Origin of the sequence: Pseudomonas sp. NY15374 (assembly GCF_048068255.1) — a bacterium.
GTDB classification, from domain to species: Bacteria; Pseudomonadota; Gammaproteobacteria; order Pseudomonadales; family Pseudomonadaceae; genus Aquipseudomonas; species Aquipseudomonas machongensis.
This window is the reverse complement of sequence record NZ_JBLUPZ010000004.1, coordinates 146069-164968: the sequence shown is the minus strand read 5'-3', so window position 1 is coordinate 164968 and position 18900 is coordinate 146069. Positions and strand designations below refer to the sequence as shown.

The window sequence follows — 18900 nt, the reverse complement described above, 5'->3', positions numbered from 1 at the left end:
TCATCAATGCCTGTCCCAGGCGCTCTGCCATTGAGAACCAATGCCGGGCTCATATTGGGTGGTGCTTTCGGTCCATTGGCGGCAATACCCCGAGTATGGGAAAGGCTTGCATTCATAGACATCGCGAGTTCCCCTGGCATAGACCCGGGTACCCGCGGTGTAGCCTGCAATGCCTTCCGGGAAGGTGGGATAGGCTTCTTCGCCTTGCACCTCAAGGGTCAGGTCGCGCTCCTGTTGCAGGAGGATCTCGTCATCTTCATTCTTGCCGACGACCTTGAGCACATGCCCACCCTCCACGCTGATGGCGTCGACGGTGAACGGCTTCGTGGTCGAATCCACCGGCTGACGCTGGTAGCCGACTTGCTTGTTGCTCGCATCGAACAGTATTGCGGTGACTTCCATCGAACGATTGGTCATCACCGAGAAGTCGATGGTGGCTTTACCGTCTATCAAACTGTATTGCGGCTTCACCCCGTGCAAGTGCATATAGGCGTCCGGCGGGCTGCCTTCGAAGCCTAACTCGTAGCCCGTAACGCCGCTTTCCTGCTTGGCAAAGATGATATTGGAACCGCGCACCGGCGCGACGTTGCCCTCGGCGTCCTTTTGTCCGGCGCTGACCAACACCTGTGTGGCGTTGATCTGTTTGGCCAGTTTGTAGGCCCAGTTCGGCGCCCCACCCTCCTCGGCGGTTTCGATAACGATGCTGGCGCTGAACTGCTCGGACTCATGACCGCCGACAAACGCTCTGGCCTTGACCTTGTCGCCTTTCTTCAGATTGCGATGCGGATTGATGCTGCCGACCTGGCGCCATTCGGGTGCAGGCCCGCCGTCAACCTGGATATCGACATCGACAGCCTTGTAGAACGCATTGCTGGTGTCACCGACAGTCCATACGCCAAGGATGATGTGATGTCCCGAGCGATCGGCAGGAATTGCGCAGGTGTGCTTGGGATGCGAGGGATCATCGGCTTTCTTCCCGCCACCATCGACGGAACAGAATGGTGTGCTCTCGAACGAGGCGCGCTCCAAGGCAGCGTTGGGATTCCAGTCTCTCCTGGTGATGAAATATTCCCATCTCTTGGTTACATGCGCTGCTGTGTAGAGCCACTTGAATTCGATTTCATGCTTGTCGAGCGGGACACGATGCCAACGGTTGGCACTCTGCTCGTCAAGGACAGGAAATATGTGACCACCGATCAATTTGCCATCAGCTGGACCATCACTCGGGAATCCCTGGGCGAACTCTCCCGCACTGGGTGGCCAGTCCACCGAGTCACAGCCAGTGTTCTGCTTCTGCTTGCACAGGATGTCACGCGAAGGCGGGTCTTGCAGGTAACCATGGGCGTTTGCCAACTGCGGTAACAGGGTCGTACTGACAAGCGCAGCGCATACGCTGCTCGCCAGAAATCCTTTTCGTGGAGCTACTCGTTTCACACAAAATCCTCGTGGCAAAGTCCAAGTCCGCTCGGTCACCTGCATGGACGACCGATACGGCTTGAGCTGGAAGAGCACGAAGATTAAGAAAACGCAGGAGTGCGGACTGTAAGGCTAGTCCGAGAGGAAGCGCAGTCAATGCACACTGGCCTGTGAGATCCGAAGCCCATTGCAGACCCGGATCGCCCACAGGTCACCTTAGCCGTGATAGCCCGCCGAGAACTCGTGCACGGCGTTGATGAACACACCGGCATGCTCCGGGTCCACCTCCGGCGTGATGCCATGACCCAGGTTGAACACATGGCCGCTGCCCTTGCCGTAGCTGGCCAAGATCCGCTGCACTTCGTTGCGGATCGCCTCTGGCTTGGCGTACAGCACGGTCGGGTCCATGTTGCCCTGCAGCGCAACCTTGTCACCGACGCGACGACGGGCGTCGCCGATCTCGCACGTCCAGTCCAGGCCCAGTGCGTCGGCACCGGCCTCGGCGATGCTTTCCAGCCACAGGCCGCCATTCTTGGTGAACAGGATGACCGGCACCTTGCGCCCTTCATGCTCGCGAATCAGACCGCTGACAATCTTGCGCATGTAGGCCAGGGAGAATTCCTGATAGGCCGCTGCCGACAGTGCACCGCCCCAGGTGTCAAAGATCTGCACTGCCTGAGCGCCGGCCTTGATCTGGCCATTGAGGTAGCTGGTGACCGTCTGTGCCAGCTTGTCGAGCAGCAGGTGCATGGCCTCGGGCTGGTCGTACAACATCGCCTTGGTCTTGCGGAAGTCTTTCGACGAGCCGCCTTCGACCATGTAGGTCGCCAGGGTCCAGGGGCTGCCGGAGAAGCCGATCAGTGGCACGCGCCCGTTGAGCTCACGGCGGATGGTGCTGACCGCATCCATCACGTAGCCCAGGTCCTTGTGCGGATCGGGAATCGGCAGCGCCTCGATATCGGCCAGGGTGCTGACGACCTTCTTGAAACGTGGGCCTTCGCCCGTCTCGAAGTACAGGCCCTGCCCCATGGCATCGGGGATGGTGAGGATGTCGGAGAAGAGGATTGCGGCGTCGAGCGGGTAGCGGTCCAGCGGCTGGAGCGTCACCTCACAGGCGAACTGCGGGTTCATGCACAGGCTCATGAAGTCGCCGGCATTGGCGCGGCTGGCGCGGTACTCCGGCAGGTAGCGGCCGGCCTGGCGCATCATCCAGACTGGGGTCACGTCTACGGGTTGCTTGAGCAGTGCACGCAGGAAACGATCGTTCTTCAGGGCAGTCATGTCGGCATCCAGCAAAAAAGTGCGGGCATTTTCTCAGACGCCAGCGCAAAAGGCACGGCCAGGGCCATGCGTTTTGTCTATCGGGTGCCATGGATCAAGGATTTTTGTATACAAAATGCATCGCGGGGCAAGTCGGAACGGCGGTTCGACGCTCCGACTTGCCCCGCGAATAGCCAGGATCAGACTTCGAGGTAGTCCAGAATCCCTTCCGCAGCAGTACGCCCTTCGAAGATCGCCGTCACCACCAGGTCAGACCCGCGCACCATGTCGCCACCGGCGAAGACTTTCGGGTTGCTGGTCTGGTGCTTGAACTTGCCTTTCTCAGGAGCCACCACGCGGCCCTGGCTGTCCATCTGGATACCATGCTGTTCGAACCAAGGCGCCGGGCTCGGGCGGAAGCCGAAGGCGATCACCACGGCGTCGGCCGGAAGGATCTCTTCGGAGCCCGGGATCGGCTCGGGGCTGCGGCGGCCACGGGCGTCTGGCTCACCGAGACGGGTCTCGACCACCTTGACGCCTTCCACCTTGTCCTCGCCGACAATGGCGATGGGCTGGCGGTTGTAGAGGAACTTCACGCCTTCTTCCTTGGCGTTCTTCACCTCTTTGCGCGAGCCAGGCATGTTGGCTTCGTCGCGACGATAGGCGCAGGTCACGGCCTTGGCGCCCTGGCGGATGGAGGTGCGGTTGCAGTCCATCGCGGTGTCGCCACCGCCCAGCACCACGACCTTCTTGCCCTGCATGTCGATGAAGTCTTCCGGCGACTTCTCGAAGCCCAGGTTGCGATTGACGTTGGCGATGAGGAAGTCCAAAGCGTCGTGCACACCCGGCAGGTCTTCACCTGGGAAACCGCCCTTCATGTAGGTGTAGGTGCCCATGCCCATGAACACTGCATCGTACTCGGCGAGCAGTTGTTCCATGGTGATGTCCTTGCCCACCTCGGTGTTCAGGCGGAACTCGATGCCCATGCCGGTGAAGACTTCGCGGCGATTGCTCAGCACGGTCTTTTCCAGCTTGAACTCGGGGATGCCGAAGGTCAGCAGGCCACCGATCTCGGGGTTCTTGTCGAACACCACCGGCGTCACACCGGCACGCACCAGCACGTCGGCGCAGCCCAGGCCCGCAGGGCCGGCACCGATGATCGCAACGCGCTTGCCGGTTGGCTTGACCTTGGACATGTCCGGGCGCCAGCCCATGGCGAAGGCGGTGTCGGTGATGTACTTCTCCACCGAGCCGATGGTCACTGCGCCGAACCCGTCGTTCAGGGTACAGGCACCCTCGCACAGGCGGTCCTGCGGGCATACGCGGCCGCACACTTCCGGCAGGGTGTTGGTCTGGTGCGACAGCTCCGCTGCCGCCAGGATGTTGCCTTCGGACACCAGCTTCAACCAGTTGGGGATGAAGTTGTGTACCGGGCATTTCCACTCGCAATAGGGGTTGCCGCAGCCCAGGCAGCGGTGTGCCTGCTCCACGGACTGCTGCGGCTTGAAGGGTTCGTAGATCTCGACGAACTCCTTCTTGCGCTGGCGCAGCAGCTTTTTCTTCGGGTCCTTGCGGCCCACTTCGATGAACTGGAAGTCGTTGCTCAGACGTTCAGCCATTTTTCAAAACCTCTCAACAGCAGCTGCAAGCTACACGCTGCAAGCCGCAAGACGATCACTTAAGCCGGTCGAACCGTACGCTGCCTCTACGTACAGCGTGCAGCTCGCCACTTGCAGCTGCTTTTACTGCGGGTTGGCACGGGTGCTGGACAACAGTTGCTTCAGATTGGCCGCCTTGGGCTTCACCAGCCAGAAGCGCCGCACATAGTCGTCCAGGTTCTCGGAGAGCTCACGCCCCCACTCGCTGCCGGTTTCTTCCACGTACTCGCCCAGGACGCGCGCCAGGTGGCTGCGGTAGGCCTCCATCGCCTCACCACTGATACGCTGGATTTCCACCAGCTCGTGGTTGAGTTTGTCGAAGAAGGTGTTGTCCATGTCGAGCACATAGGCGAAGCCGCCCGTCATGCCAGAACCGAAGTTGTAACCGGTCTTGCCCAGAACGCAGACAAAGCCGCCGGTCATGTATTCACAGCAGTGATCACCGGTGCCCTCGACCACAGCGTGGGCGCCGGAGTTACGCACAGCGAAACGCTCGCCCGCGGTACCGGCGGCGAACAGCTTGCCGCCAGTGGCGCCGTACAGGCAGGTGTTGCCGACGATGGCGCTGTGCTGGGTTTCGAACGGACTACCGGCTGGCGGCACGATGGTGATCTTGCCACCGGTCATGCCCTTGCCGACGTAGTCGTTGGCGTCACCTTCCAGGTGCAGGTTCAGGCCACCGGCGTTCCATACGCCGAAGCTCTGACCCGCCGTCCCCTTGAAGCGGAAGGTGATCGGGTTAGCCGCCATGCCCTGGTTGCCATGCAGGCGGGCGATCTCGCCAGAGATACGCGCACCGATGGAACGATCGCAGTTGCAGATGTCGAGGGCGAACTCGCCACCGGCCTGGTCGCGGATCGCCGGCAAGGCCATCTCGACCATCTTCTCGGCCATCTCGCCCTTGTCGAACGGCGGGTTCTTGTCGACTTCGCAGAATTGCGGCTTGTCGGCCGGAATGTGCGAGCTGCCCAGCAGCGGCGTGAGGTCCAGGTGGTGCTGGCGCTCGGTGTCGCCCGGCAGCACTTCGAGCAGGTCGGTGCGACCGATCAGCTCGCCGAGGCTGCGTACGCCCAGCTTGGCCAGCCACTCGCGGGTTTCTTCAGCGACGAAGGTGAAGAAGTTGATCACCATGTCGACAGTGCCGATGTAGTGGTCCTTGCGCAGCTTGTCGTTCTGGGTGGCGACGCCCGTGGCGCAGTTGTTCAGGTGGCAGATGCGCAGGTACTTGCAGCCCAGGGCGATCATCGGCGCGGTACCGAAGCCGAAGCTCTCGGCGCCGAGGATCGCGGCCTTGATCACGTCCAGGCCGGTTTTCAGGCCACCGTCGGTCTGCACCCGCACCTTGCCGCGCAGGTCGTTGCCACGCAGGGTCTGGTGGGTTTCGGCCAGGCCCAGTTCCCACGGGGCGCCAGCGTACTTGATCGAGGTCAGCGGCGAAGCGCCGGTGCCACCGTCGTAGCCGGAGATGGTGATCAGGTCGGCATAGGCCTTGGCCACACCGGCAGCGATGGTGCCGACACCGGCTTCGGCCACCAGCTTGACCGACACCAGCGCCTGCGGGTTGACCTGCTTGAGGTCGTAGATCAGCTGCGCCAGGTCTTCGATCGAATAGATGTCGTGGTGCGGTGGCGGCGAGATCAGGGTCACGCCCGGCACCGCGTAGCGCAGCTTGGCGATCAGGCCGTTGACCTTGCCGCCTGGCAACTGGCCGCCCTCGCCGGGCTTGGCGCCTTGGGCCACCTTGATCTGCAGCACTTCGGCGTTGACCAGGTATTCCGGGGTCACACCAAAGCGGCCGGTGGCCACCTGCTTGATCTTCGAGCTCTTGAGGGTGCCATAGCGGGCCGGGTCTTCGCCGCCCTCACCGGAGTTGGAGCGCGCGCCCAGGCGGTTCATCGCCTCGGCCAACGCTTCGTGGGCCTCCGGCGACAGCGCGCCCAGGGAGATACCAGCGGAGTCGAAGCGCTTGAGGATCGCGTCCAGCGGCTCGACCTGATCCAGTGCCAGGGCCTGATCGGCCACCTTGACCTTGAGCAGGTCGCGGATCATCGACACCGGACGCTGATCGACCAGCGTCGTGTATTCCTTGAACTTGGCGTAGTCGCCCTGCTGCACTGCAGCCTGCAGGGTGTTGACCACGTCCGGGTTGTAAGCGTGGTATTCACCGCCGTGTACGAACTTGAGCAGGCCGCCCTGCTGGATCGGCTTGCGCGCGCTCCAGGCTTCGGCCGCAAGCAGCTTCTGGTCGCTCTCCAGGTCTTCGAAACGCGCACCCTTGATACGGCTGGACACGCCCTTGAAGCTCAGACCGACCACTTCGTCCGACAGGCCGATGGCCTCGAACAACTGCGCGCCACGGTAGGACGTGATGGTGGAGATACCCATCTTCGACAGGATCTTCAGCAGGCCCTTGGAGATGCCCTTGCGGTAGTACTTGAACACTTCATCCAGATCGCCCAGCACTTCGCCGGTGCGGATCAGGTCGGCCAGCACTTCGTACGCCAGGTACGGATAGACAGCCGAGGCGCCAAAGCCCAGCAGCACGGCGAAGTGGTGCGGGTCGCGGGCGGTGGCGGTTTCCACCAGGATGTTGCTGTCGCAGCGCAGGCCCTGCTCGGTCAGGCGGTGATGCACCGCACCAACGGCCAGCGAAGCATGTACCGGCAGCTTGCCCGGGGCGATGAAGCGGTCGCTCAGCACCAACTGGGTCTTGCCGCTGCGCACCGCTTCTTCGGCCTGGTCGGCGATGTTGCGAATGGCCGCTTCAAGGCCGACATCCTGCTCGTAGTTGAGGTCGATCAGGTGACGGTCGAAGCCTTCGCGCTCCAGGGCCATCAACGAGCGCCACTTGGCTGGCGAGATCACCGGCGAGCTGAGGATCACTCGGGAGGCGTGTTCAGGGGATTCCTGGAAGATATTGCGCTCGGCGCCCAGGCAGATTTCCAGGGACATCACGATGGCTTCGCGCAGCGGGTCGATCGGTGGGTTGGTCACCTGGGCGAACTGCTGGCGGAAAAAGTCGTACGGCGAGCGCACACGCTGCGAAAGCACGGCCATCGGCGTGTCGTCGCCCATCGAGCCGACCGCCTCCTGGCCTTGTTCGCCGAGCGGGCGCAGCACCTGGTCACGCTCCTCGAAGGTGACCTGGAACATCTTCATGTATTGCTTGAGCTGGTCGGCATCGTAGCTGGCCACGCCCTGGTCGTCGGTCAGCGTCGCCTGGATGCGGGTGGCATGCTGACGCAGCCAGCGCTTGTAGGGGTGGCGCGACTTGAGACGGTTGTCGATGGCGTCGGTGTCGAGGATCTGACCGGTCTCGGTGTCCACGGCAAAGATCTGGCCCGGGCCAACACGGCCCTTGGCGATGACGTCCTCGGGCTTGTAGTTCCACACGCCGATTTCGGAAGCGAGGGTGATGTAGCCGTTCTTGGTGGTCACCCAGCGCGCCGGACGCAGGCCGTTGCGGTCGAGCAGGCACACGGCGTGGCGGCCTTCGGTCATGACGATACCGGCCGGGCCGTCCCACGGCTCCATGTGCATGGAGTTGTACTCGTAGAAGGCGCGCAGGTCGGCGTCCATGGTCTCAACGTTCTGCCAGGCTGGCGGCACGAGCATGCGCACGCCACGGAACAGGTCGATGCCGCCGGTGACCATCAACTCGAGCATGTTGTCCATGCTGGAGGAGTCGGAGCCGACACGGTTGACCAGCGGACCGAGTTCTTCCAGATCGGGGATCAGGTCGTTGGCGAACTTGGTGCGACGGGCCATGGCCCAGTTGCGGTTGCCGGTGATGGTGTTGATCTCGCCGTTGTGGGCGAGGAAGCGGAATGGCTGCGCCAGCGGCCATTTCGGCAGGGTGTTGGTGGAGAAGCGCTGGTGGAAGACACAGATGGCGGTCTGCAGGCGCTCATCGCCCAGGTCCGGATAGAAGGCGGTGAGATCCGCCGGCATCATCAGGCCTTTGTAGATGATGGTCTTGTGCGAGAAGCTGCAAATGTAGTGGTCGGCGTCGTGGGCGTTGGCCACGGACGAACGGCGACGGGCACTGAACAGCTTGATGGCGAATTCCTGGTCGGTAAGACCTTCACCACCGATGAACACCTGCTCGATCTGTGGCAGGCGCTCGAGGGCCAGGCGACCGAGCACGCTGGTGTCGATCGGCACTTTGCGCCAGCCGACCAGTTGCAGGCCAGCAGCGAGGATCTCGCGGTCCATGTTGGCGCGCGCAGCCTCGGCTTTTACCGGGTCTTGATTGAAGAACACCATGCCGACGGCGTACTGCTTGGGCAGCTCGGCGGCGAAGTGCTCCAGGGCCACGGCACGCAGGAACTGATCGGGCTTCTGCATCAGCAGGCCGCAACCGTCACCGGTCTTGCCATCTGCGTTGATCCCACCACGGTGGGTCATGCAGGTCAGGGCCTCGACGGCAGTTTGCAGAAGGTGGTGACTCGGCTCGCCCGTCATGTGGGCGATCAGGCCAAAACCACAGTTATCCTTGAACTCTTCGGGATGGTACAGACCTGTTTTCATAGACACTTTCTCACCAGGTTCGCCTCTCAACCAAGGCAAATCTCTTTTTAGTACAACCACTTACCATCCACGCCGATCGAATGCCAGCTTTTTTGCGGTGGGTATAGGGAAACCATTGTTGCACAGCGACAGGGAAGCTCACAAATTTTCACGACGAATCGTTGAAAGTTTATGTCGCATTTTTGAATGTTTTTGCGTCATGCGCCGTGATAGCGGCTTGAGCCGAGTCTGAAGCGTTTCAGCCGTGACTGCAACAGAAGGCTTGTGGCCGGCAGTCTGGGACAGAAAAGCCTGCCGCGCATCAGCACAGCAGGCTTTGTCGAGTCCGGGATTCGCTCAGCAACTGGGCGGCGGGGGTGGTGCCGCCCGGAAGGATCAGCGGGCCGTGGCCAGCTCTTGTTGAACGCTGCCGACGGTACGAGGCCAAGGTTTACCAGCCTGGACCTTCGCTGGCAAGTTCTTGATTGCCGCAGCTGCGGCATCGCGGCTGCTGAAGTTGCCGTAGGTCACCACATACAGCGGCTTGCCCTGCAGGGTTTTCTTGAAGTAGCGATAGTCGCCACCCTGCTCCCTGACGAACGACTGGGCAGCGGATTCATTGCTGGTACCGAACACCTGAACCACATAGTTGCCCGGCTTCTGGCCGCTGTACCAGCCGCTGTTGCCTGCGCCAACGACGGCGGGTTTTTCGGCAGGCTTGGCAGCGGGCTTGGCGGTCGCCACCTGGGTCGGGGCCGGCGCAGGTTTGGCGGCAGGCGCAACCGGCTTGACCGGCTGGGTTGCGACAGGTTTCTGCGCAGGCGCAACCGGCTGGGCCGGAGCGGGGGCAGGACCGGCGGCGACACCTTGCGGCGGCGCAGTCGTGGTGACGGTGGGAGGAACGGCAGCAGAGGGCGCTGAAGGCTGCAGTGCAGTATCACCAGCAGGGCCCGCCTCGTCGCCATCTCCCATGCCTGCAGCCTGGGCCAGCGGCTCACGCATGACCGGCTGCGACTGCCCTACCAGCGGCAGTGGCATGGGCTGCGAAGAACCGGAGAATTCGACGGTCGGTCCGCCATTGCCCGACTGTCCCAGTGGCAACTGGGCCTGGGCCGCAGGTGCTTCGGTCGGCGCCTTGTCCCCTTTCTTGGGCATCAGGACTGCGGCCGCGACAGCGACCACAACGACAGCGGACAACGCGAGCACATGTTTCTTAGGCATTTTGAACCCCATGGATGGTCGCTTTTCCGTACTGCGGGTAGCGATCATGGCTTCGATCAAGGTATCGCGGGCAACCTGGTTGATGTTTCCTGGCCAGCCGTCGGAGTTTTCGTGGATATCGGCGATCTGCTCGGCGCTGAACACTTCAAGGCCCCGGCCAGCACCTTCCAGGCGCTGTTCCAGATACTCACGAGTCTCTTCTTCGCTGTAGGGGGCGAGCTCGATGATGTGGAAGCGCTCTTCCTCGACACTGAGTTCGTCCAACCCGGCAATCAGCGAAGGTTCACCGAACAGGAACACATGCGGGCGCCCTTCCGGAACGCCTGCCGCCAGCTCCAGCAACGCTTGGAGTGCCGACTCGTCGAGTTGTTCCGCATCGTCCACCAGCAGATAGACTTCCTGCCCGGTCAACGCCAGCTGGACGACCTGGGAAAGGATTGCCTGCACTTCCGGCTGGGCGACGTTCAGCGCCTGGGCCACTTGGCCCAGCACGCTGGCAGCATCGCTTGCGCCACGCGCGGAAACGACCACGCTCTGCACCGACTGCTTGTTGGTGCTGGCCACCAGGGCCTGGCGCAGCAGGGTCTTGCCGCTGCCAAGCGGGCCGGTTACCACCAGCATCAGGTGGCTGTAACGCGCCAGGTGATGCAGCTGGCCCAGCACCGGCTTGCGCTGGGCAGGGAAGAACTTGAACCCGGGCACCCGAGGTGCGAACGGATCGTGACTCAACTGGTAGTGATCGAGGAACGCCTCATCGGCATGCAAACTGGTCATTGCGCTGTCACAACCTCAAAGCTGCGCCACGATCGCGCGATAATCCGCTGCAAGCGTGGCCTGAAGAATCTCTTTCGGATAGTCGTCGGTGATCACGGCCTCGCCCATCTGGCGCAACAGCACCAGGCGCAGGCGTCCGTCGAGCACCTTCTTGTCGACCGCCATATGTTCCATGGAATGCGCCGGGGTCATTTCCTGTGGAGGCACCACCGGCAAGCCTGCATCCTGCAGCAGGCGAATTCCGCGATCACGCGCCGACTGGTCGATCCAGCCGAGACGCATGGACATCTCCAGGGCCATGACGGTCCCGGCAGCGACGGCCTCGCCATGCAACCATACCCCGTAACCCATGTGGGTTTCGATGGCATGACCGAAGGTGTGGCCGAGGTTCAGGGTGGCGCGCACGCCAGACTCACGCTCGTCGGCACCGACCACGGCCGCCTTCGCCGCGCAGGAGCGGCGGATGGCTTCGGTCAGGGCCACGGAATCGAGCCCGCGCAGGGCTGCCATGTTGTCTTCCAGCCAGCCGAGGAATGGCTCGTCGCAGATCAGGCCGTACTTGATCACTTCGGCGAGGCCCGCCGACAACTCGCGGGCTGGCAGGGTGCGCAGGCTGGTGGTGTCGATCAGCACCGCGTTGGGCTGATAGAAGGCACCGACCATGTTCTTGCCCAGTGGGTGATTGATGCCGGTCTTGCCACCAACGGACGAATCCACCTGGGACAGCAGCGTGGTCGGCACCTGGATGAAGTCGACGCCGCGCTGGTAGCAGGCCGCGGCAAAGCCGGCCATGTCGCCGATCACCCCGCCGCCCAGCGCGACCACAGTGGTGCGCCGATCATGGCGGGCCGTGAGCAGGGCATCGAAAATCAGCTGGAGGGTTTCCCAGTTCTTGTGGGCTTCGCCGTCAGGCAGCACCACTGGCAGCACCGACCAGGCGCCGAGTGTCTTGCTCAACCGCTCGAGATACAGGGGCGCGACGGTTTCGTTGGAGACGATGGCGACCTGCCGCCCGGCAATGTGCGGCGCCAGCAGCTCGGGCTGGTCCAGCAGGCCCTCGCCAATGTAGATCGGATAGCTACGTTCGCCCAGATCGACCTTCAATGTCTGCATGTATCCCCACAATATGCTTTGGCGCGGCCTTGCCTGAGCGGCCAGCGCGGTAACGTTCAACGTCGCCCCGACGTTGGTCGCCGAGGATAGTCCCGGCTCAGCGGGGCGGCAACTGCTGCAAACGCTCGAGAATGTCGAGCACTACCATGCGCGGCGGCCGTTCGTCGGTTTCCACCACGAGGTCGGCGATTTCGCGATAGAGCGGGTCGCGCGTTTCCAGCAACGCACGCAGCGTGGCTTCCGGGTTGGCGGTCCGCAGCAGTGGACGGTTGCGATCACGTGCAGTACGGCCGACCTGCTGTTCCACCGAGGCATGCAGGTAGATGACACGCCCGCCCCTGTGCAACGCCTGGCGATTGGCCTCGCGCATCACTGCGCCGCCACCTGTTGCGACAACCACGCCGTCGAGCTCGCAGAGTTCTGCAATCATCGCCTGCTCACGATCACGAAAGCCCGGCTCGCCTTCCTTGTCGAAGATCCACGGGATGTTGGCGCCGGTTCGCAGCTCGATTTCCTTGTCGGAATCCTTGAACAGCAGGCGCAGCTCTTTGGCCAAAAGGCGCCCGATGGTGCTCTTACCGGCGCCCATGGGCCCTACAAGTATCAAATTTCGCACAGAATCAACGACTCACAGCAATCGCCCGGTCACTCATGATACGCGGAGTCAGGAAGACCAGCAGCTCAGATTTTTTCTCTTGTAATACATCGCGTCGAAACAGCCGTCCAACATACGGCAGATCGCCAAGAAATGGCACCTTGTCCACTACATTGTTATGCGACGTCGAGTACACGCCACCAATCACAATCGTCTCGCCATCGGCCACGCGCACCTTGGCATTGACCTCGTTCTTGCGGATCGGTGGCACGTCGTTGAGGGCATTGACGTAGTCTGGCTCGTCCTTGGTCACCCGCACCGCCATGATGACCTTGCCATCCGGGGTGATCTGCGGCGTGACCTCCAGTGACAGCGATGCCTCGCGGAAAGCCACCGAGGTGGCGCCGCTCTTGCTCGACTGCTGGTACGGCACTTCGGTGCCCTTGAGAATACGCGCGGTTTCCTTGTCGGCAGTGACCACCTTGGGCTGGGAGATGACCTCGCCATTGCCGCTTTTCTCCATGGCACTGAGCTCCAGATCAAGCAGCACATCGCCGCGCACCACCCCTACGCCCACGCCAGAGGTCGCCCCCTGCGCGCCAAGATCGACAAACAGCTCACTGCCTGACCGCGCTGGCATACCGCCCAGCTTTGCACCCCAGCGAATGCCGAGCACATTCTCGTAATCGACGTTGGCCTCGACGATCCGGGCCTCGATCATCACCTGGCGCACCGGCACATCCAGATCCGCAACCAGTTGCCGCAACTCTGCCAGGCGCGCGGCCGACTGGGTGGCGATCAGGGTGTTGGTCCGCGAATCCACGCTCAAACTGCCGCGCCCTGCCGCAGGTTCGTCATCCGCGAGGCTCTCCAACAATAGTTTCGCCAGGTCGGACGCATCGGCATGATGAATCGGCAGCAACTCCCGATGCAGCGGCTGCAACTGCGCCTCGAGCGCCTGGTCGATGCGCGCCTCGCGCGACTGCTCGGCGAGCTCTGCGGCGGGGGCGACCAACAGCACATTGCCCTCCTCACGCTTGGCCAGCCCGCGGCTGCGCAACACCAGCTCCAATGCCTGATCCCAGGGCACCTCGTGCAGCCGCAGGGTGATATTGCCCTGAACCGTGTCACTGGCCACCAGGTTGATGCCGGTATAATCGGCGAGCACCTGCAGCACTGCCCGAACCTCGACGTCCTGGAAATTCAGCGAAAGCGGCTCACCTTTGTACAGGGGCTCCGCCATTGCCCGTAGCGTCAGCAGCATCGCCACGACGCCGATCAGCAGTCTTTTCACGTTCGCTCCTTGCGCCTGCGGGCCGGCTCAACGTCAGGTAGCTTGAGCGCTCTTGCCACTCGCCACCACTGAACAGCCGCTCCCTGATCTCGACCTGATCCTGGTCGACCTTTATGACTTCACCCTCTTCACGCCCCAGGCGCTCCCCCTTGGCAACCCGGTAAACACGCCCGGCCCAGCGCACCAGCGCCTGGGATTGCCCCGCGCGGGACAGGCTGCCCACCATCTCCAACTGCTCCAGCGGCACCCCCGCCAACCCCTCCGTATGCCGACGCGACGACCAGGCTGCAAATGGGTCCAGCGCGGGCGTCCGACCGAGGGGCCGAGCGGGCTCATCGGCCAGCGAAGCCGGCATTGGCAGCGCCTCGCCGGCATGAAATGCCTGCACCCACACATGAAGCTGCAGCAACCCCGGCCGTTCTGTTGCAGGCTCCAACTGCAAACGGGTCACCCGCAGCAGGCGCAACTGGCCCAGCCACTCGTCCAGCCAGGGTCGCAGGGCGGCATAGCGCCCACTCACCTGCATCTGCAAGGGCACCTGGCGGTAACCCGGCCCCTCGACGTCCTCCTCCACGTCGAGGCGCTCGAAGACCAGGCCGTAGGTGCGCCCCGACACGGCCAACTGGTCGAGCAGATCGCTCATGCCCTCGCCGCCCGACAATCGCCAACGCGCATCCCGCAGCCGCTTCGCCTCGCTCGCCAGCGCCACCTCGGCGTCATCCAGAGCCAGAAGCTGTTGCTCCCGCGCCTGCAACAGCTTCCGCTGCTCGACATCGCTCGCCACGCCTTGACGGTAGGCTGCGCGCACCTCCTGGAGACGGAACTGATAGCCGCAGGCAAGCACCAGCGACACACCAATGACTACGACCGCGCCCCTGAACATACGCGAGCGCCCCGCCATCTCGTGCCAGCCGAGCATCTCAGCGATACGCATGTTCAGGAGGCCACCACCCGGGCCACGAGTGAGAACGCATCGCCACCGGCCCGCGCCAAGACGTGCTTGAGTTCAAGGTCCAGGAGTATCGGCGAGCGCTGCAGGTCGCGCATGAACTGGGCCAGCACCGCAGGAGAAACCGCTAGGCCATTGATCTGCAGCCGGTCACCCTGCACGTCCAGGCGCGTCAGTTGCATCCCATGCGGCATCGCCAGTTCGATCTCGATCAACAGCTGCGGTACTCCTTGCTGCGAGGAGCGCAACGCGCCAAGCGCATCAACCTGCCTGCGCAGGCCCGTGTGCGCCTCACGCAACTGTTCCAGGCGTGCCACTTGCCCATCCAGCGACTGCAGCTGTTGCTGACGCTGCAATCCGGCAGCTGCTTGCTGCTTCAGGCGCAGGTGGGCGAACCGATCGACCAGCATGACCACGACTAACGCTGCGAACAGACTGCCCAGAAACACCAGCCTGAAGTTGCGCAGCTCCACCAGACGCTGGCGCTCACGCCATGGCAGCAGGTTCAGGCGCAGGTTCATTGCGTACCTCCCAGGGCGAGGCCGAGGGGCAGGACCATGGCGCCGCAGCGGTCTGGCAGCGAAGCCGCATGGACCCGCTGCGGACAAACCCGCTCACAGGGGAATCCGAAATGCCGCGCCAGCGACCGCACGCAAGCGTCCGTCGCCGCCCCGCCGCCGACCATCAACCCTGCGGTCATTTCGAACGGAGGATCCCCCTCCAGCAAGCTCTCGAGATGCGCCAGAAACTCGGCCGAACCCACGCCAGGCTCGATCCTCTGCGCCTTTCGCCAAGGCAGGGGTCCATCGGGCCAGCCATGCAGGGTCAGGCTGGCGGCTTCGACCTGCAGCAGCGGCCGGCAGCTGTCGGTGGCCTGCAAGCGACGCAGCGCCAGACTGTCCACCTCGACGGCAACCACCTCCAGGCCTGCCGCCTCGAACGGCTGCAACAGCGGCGCCAGGACGCTCTGGCGAGCGGCCCCGACCAGCACATCGAGCATGTGGGGGGTCTGCTGGGAAATGCCCAGCACCTGAAAGTCCAGGGCCAGATCGTCAATCGGGAAAGGGAAAAGGCGCTCGGCATCGGCAAGCAGATGCGCTTCTCGTTCAGGCTCCGCCAGTGCGGCGGGCAACTGCCCCACCTTACAAATCACCTGCGAGCCCGGCACCGCCAACGCAACCCGTCGAGACCGGCTGCCACAACGGCGCCACGCCTGACGCAGGGCCATGGCCTGCACCTCGGTATCGCCACCACCCCGCAAAGCCCCCCGGATTGGCTCGACCACCCAGGCAGCCACCTCATGGCGCCCTCGTCGCCGCTGCAACTCAAGAATCCTCACCGAATCGGAGGCAATTTCCACCCCCAATACTGAACTGGCATCCCTGCCAAAGCGTCCAAGCATCGCTGCTCCTTTTCATGACCGTGGCAAACCCTTGCCATCCGGGGCGATTGCGCCCATTGCCCCGACCGACCGATGACCCGGCGGGGCGAAAATGCTTATAATGCCCAGCGTTTTTTCCCGTCCGCCGGGCCTGCGTGCACTCCACTTCTCAACCTGGACACCCAAAAGCCTTGATACGCCTGCTGAAGTTCTTCTGGTGGTCTTTCGTCGCCGTCATCTGCGCGCTCGTGCTCGGTCTGAGTGGTGCGTTTCTGTATCTTAGTCCCAGCCTGCCTTCGGTCGACTCGCTCAGAAGCATCCAGTTGCAGATCCCCCTGAGGGTGTACAGCAGCGACGGCAAACTGATTGCCGAGTTTGGCGAAATGCGCCGCTCGCCAATCCGTTTTGCGGAAATTCCCCCACAGTTCATCCAGGCGCTTCTGTCAGCCGAGGACGACAATTTCCTCAATCACTACGGGGTCGACCCGAGCAGCCTGATGCGCGCTGCGACCCAACTTGTGAAGTCTGGTCATATCCAGACCGGCGGCAGCACCATCACCATGCAGGTGGCGAAGAACTTCTTCCTCACCAGCGAGCGCAGCTTCTCGCGCAAGACCAACGAGATCCTCCTGGCGCTGCAGATCGAACGTGAGCTGACCAAGGACGAGATCCTCGAGCTGTACGTCAACAAGATCTACCTGGGCAACCGCGCCTACGGCATCGATGCCGCAGCGCAGGTGTACTACGGCAAGTCGATCCGTGATGTCAGCCTGGCGCAGATGGCGATGATCGCCGGCCTGCCCAAAGCCCCTTCGCGCTTCAATCCGCTGGCCAACCCGGTGCGTGCCAAGGAGCGCCGCGACTGGATCCTCGGCCGCATGTACAAGCTCGGCAAGATCGATGAGGCAAGCTACCAGGCCGCCCTCGCCGAGCCGCTGAACGCCAGCTATCACGTACCGACACCTGAGGTGAATGCACCGTTCGTCGCCGAAATGGCGCGCGCCGAGATGGTCGGCCGCTACGGCAGCGATGCCTACACCGAAGGTTTCCGGGTCACCACGACCGTGCCCAGCGACACGCAGGAAATCGCCAACAAGGCAGTCCTCAACGGCCTCTCGCAATACGACGAGCGCCATGGCTACCGCGGCCCCGAAGCGCGCTTCCCGGGCAAGACCCGCACCGCCTGGCAGCAGGAACTGGGCAAGCAACGTACCCTCGGCGGCCTGGAACCGGCCATCGTCACCCAGGTGGACAAGACCGGCCTGAAAGTCATGACGCGCGGCGGCCAGGACGAAGACGTCGCCTGGGACACCATGAAGTGGGCCCGTCCGTTCATCAACAGCAATGCCCAGGGGCGCGCGCCTCAGTCGCCGGCCGATGTCGCGCAGATCGGCGACCTGGTGCGCCTGCAACGCCTGGACGACGGCAAGCTCAAGTTCAGCCAGGTGCCGGGCGCCCAGAGCGCACTGGTCACGCTTGACCCGAACAGCGGTGCAATCCGCGCCCTGGTCGGCGGCTTCTCGTTCGAGCAGAGCAACTATAACCGCGCCATGCAGGCCAAGCGCCAACCAGGCTCCAGCTTCAAGCCCTTCATCTATAGCGCCGCACTGGACAACGGCTATACCGCCGCCAGCCTGGTCAACGACGCACCGATCGTGTTCGTCGACGAATACCTCGACAAGGTCTGGCGCCCGAAAAACGACACCAACACCTTCCTCGGTCCGATCCGCATGCGCGAGGCGCTGTACAAGTCGCGCAACCTGGTCTCGATCCGCCTGCTCCAGGCGATGGGGGTCGACCGCACCATCGACTACATTGCCAAGTTCGGCTTCAACAAGCAGGACCTGCCGCGCAACCTGTCGCTGGCACTGGGTACCGCAACGCTCACCCCGATGGAAATCGCCACCGGCTGGAGCACCTTTGCCAACGGCGGGTACAAGATCAACCCCTACCTGATCGAGCGCGTCGAAAGCCGCAACGGCGAAACCCTGTTCACCGCCAACCCGGCGCGCGTTCCCCAGGGCAATCAGGACCAGGCCGGAATCGCCGCGCCCGAAGAGCCGATCACCACGCTCCCGCAGCCGGGCACCGCACCTTCGGCACTGGGCCAGATCGCCCCGCCGCCGCAGACGCCGGCCATTGCCGAGCGCATCGTCGATGGCCGTACCACCTACATCCTGACCAGCATGCTGCAGGATGTGATCAAGCGTGGCACTGGCCGTCGCGCCCTGGCCCTGGGCCGCAGCGACATCGCGGGCAAGACCGGTACCACCAACGAATCCAAGGATGCCTGGTTCTCCGGCTACAACGCCGACTACGTGACCACGGTCTGGGTCGGTTTCGACCAGCCTGAAACACTTGGTCGCCGAGAATATGGCGGCACCGTTGCACTGCCGATCTGGATGGACTTCATGGGCCCGGCACTCAAGGGCAAGCCTGAACACGCACCGGCAGAGCCGGAGGGCATCCTCAGCCTGCGCGTGGATCCGGTCAGCGGTCGCGCGGCGACGCCAAGCACGCCGAACGCCTACTTCGAGCTGTTCAAGGCCGAGGATTCACCACCATCGGTAGATGAGCTGGGCAACGGCTCAGCACCAGGCAGCCCGCTGCCGGCCGATGAGGCGGCGCCGATGGATCTGTTCTGAGTAGCGATCTGAATCTGTAGCAGCGGCCTTGTGTCGCTTCTACAGGTGGAGCGGTCATCTGTAGAACAGCGGCCAACAAAAAGCC

12 protein-coding genes are annotated in these 18900 nt (G+C 63.1%); 1 reads left to right on the top strand and 11 read right to left on the bottom strand.

Annotation, left to right across the window (positions count from 1 at the left end; all coding sequences use genetic code 11):
* Window positions 1-3: 3 nt before the first annotated feature.
* The 11 genes from gbpA to pilM all read right to left on the bottom strand — a co-directional run bounded on the left by gbpA (window position 4) and on the right by pilM (window position 16191).
* Complete coding sequence (gene gbpA, locus ACNFHO_RS11610; protein WP_416766343.1) at window positions 4-1434, bottom strand: N-acetylglucosamine-binding protein GbpA; 1431 nt, start codon at window positions 1432-1434, stop codon at window positions 4-6.
* A gap of 198 nt (window positions 1435-1632) precedes the next feature.
* Window positions 1633-2697, bottom strand: a complete 1065-nt coding sequence (hemE, locus tag ACNFHO_RS11605) for a uroporphyrinogen decarboxylase (protein ID WP_416766341.1) — start codon at window positions 2695-2697, stop codon at window positions 1633-1635.
* A 179-nt stretch (window positions 2698-2876) separates the two neighbouring features.
* Window positions 2877-4295 carry an FAD-dependent oxidoreductase gene (locus ACNFHO_RS11600; protein WP_054891194.1) on the bottom strand — a complete coding sequence of 473 codons (1419 nt, stop codon included), beginning with the start codon at window positions 4293-4295 and terminating at the stop codon, window positions 2877-2879.
* A 123-nt stretch (window positions 4296-4418) separates the two neighbouring features.
* A complete protein-coding gene (gene gltB, locus ACNFHO_RS11595) occupies window positions 4419-8864 on the bottom strand; it encodes a glutamate synthase large subunit (RefSeq protein WP_054891193.1) in 4446 nt (1481 codons plus the stop codon).
* A gap of 375 nt (window positions 8865-9239) precedes the next feature.
* Window positions 9240-10838, bottom strand: a complete 1599-nt coding sequence (locus ACNFHO_RS11590; protein WP_416766339.1) for an AAA family ATPase — start codon at window positions 10836-10838, stop codon at window positions 9240-9242.
* 15 nt (window positions 10839-10853) lie between these two features.
* The gene (gene aroB / locus ACNFHO_RS11585) at window positions 10854-11951 is read right to left on the bottom strand and encodes a 3-dehydroquinate synthase (protein WP_416766337.1); all 1098 of its coding nucleotides are present in this window, start codon (window positions 11949-11951) and stop codon (window positions 10854-10856) included.
* Between the two features lie 97 nt (window positions 11952-12048).
* Window positions 12049-12567: a shikimate kinase AroK gene (aroK, locus tag ACNFHO_RS11580; protein ID WP_063541601.1), complete on the bottom strand. Its 519-nt coding sequence runs from the start codon at window positions 12565-12567 to the stop codon at window positions 12049-12051.
* Window positions 12568-12571: 4 nt separating this feature from the next.
* Window positions 12572-13810: a type IV pilus secretin PilQ gene (locus ACNFHO_RS11575; protein WP_414155836.1), complete on the bottom strand. Its 1239-nt coding sequence runs from the start codon at window positions 13808-13810 to the stop codon at window positions 12572-12574.
* Complete coding sequence (locus ACNFHO_RS11570) at window positions 13764-14774, bottom strand: pilus assembly protein PilP (RefSeq protein ID WP_416766335.1); 1011 nt, start codon at window positions 14772-14774, stop codon at window positions 13764-13766. Before ACNFHO_RS11570 ends, ACNFHO_RS11575 begins: the two co-directional genes overlap by 47 nt.
* Window positions 14775-14776: 2 nt before the next feature.
* The gene (locus ACNFHO_RS11565) at window positions 14777-15310 is read right to left on the bottom strand and encodes a PilN domain-containing protein (protein ID WP_416766333.1); all 534 of its coding nucleotides are present in this window, start codon (window positions 15308-15310) and stop codon (window positions 14777-14779) included.
* The gene (gene pilM / locus ACNFHO_RS11560; RefSeq protein ID WP_416766331.1) at window positions 15307-16191 is read right to left on the bottom strand and encodes a type IV pilus biogenesis protein PilM; all 885 of its coding nucleotides are present in this window, start codon (window positions 16189-16191) and stop codon (window positions 15307-15309) included. Before pilM ends, ACNFHO_RS11565 begins: the two co-directional genes overlap by 4 nt.
* 173 nt (window positions 16192-16364) lie before the next feature.
* Between pilM and ACNFHO_RS11555 the strand changes: the two genes are divergently transcribed.
* A complete protein-coding gene (locus ACNFHO_RS11555) occupies window positions 16365-18815 on the top strand; it encodes a penicillin-binding protein 1A (protein WP_416766513.1) in 2451 nt (816 codons plus the stop codon).
* The last annotated feature ends 85 nt before the right edge of the window (window positions 18816-18900 follow it).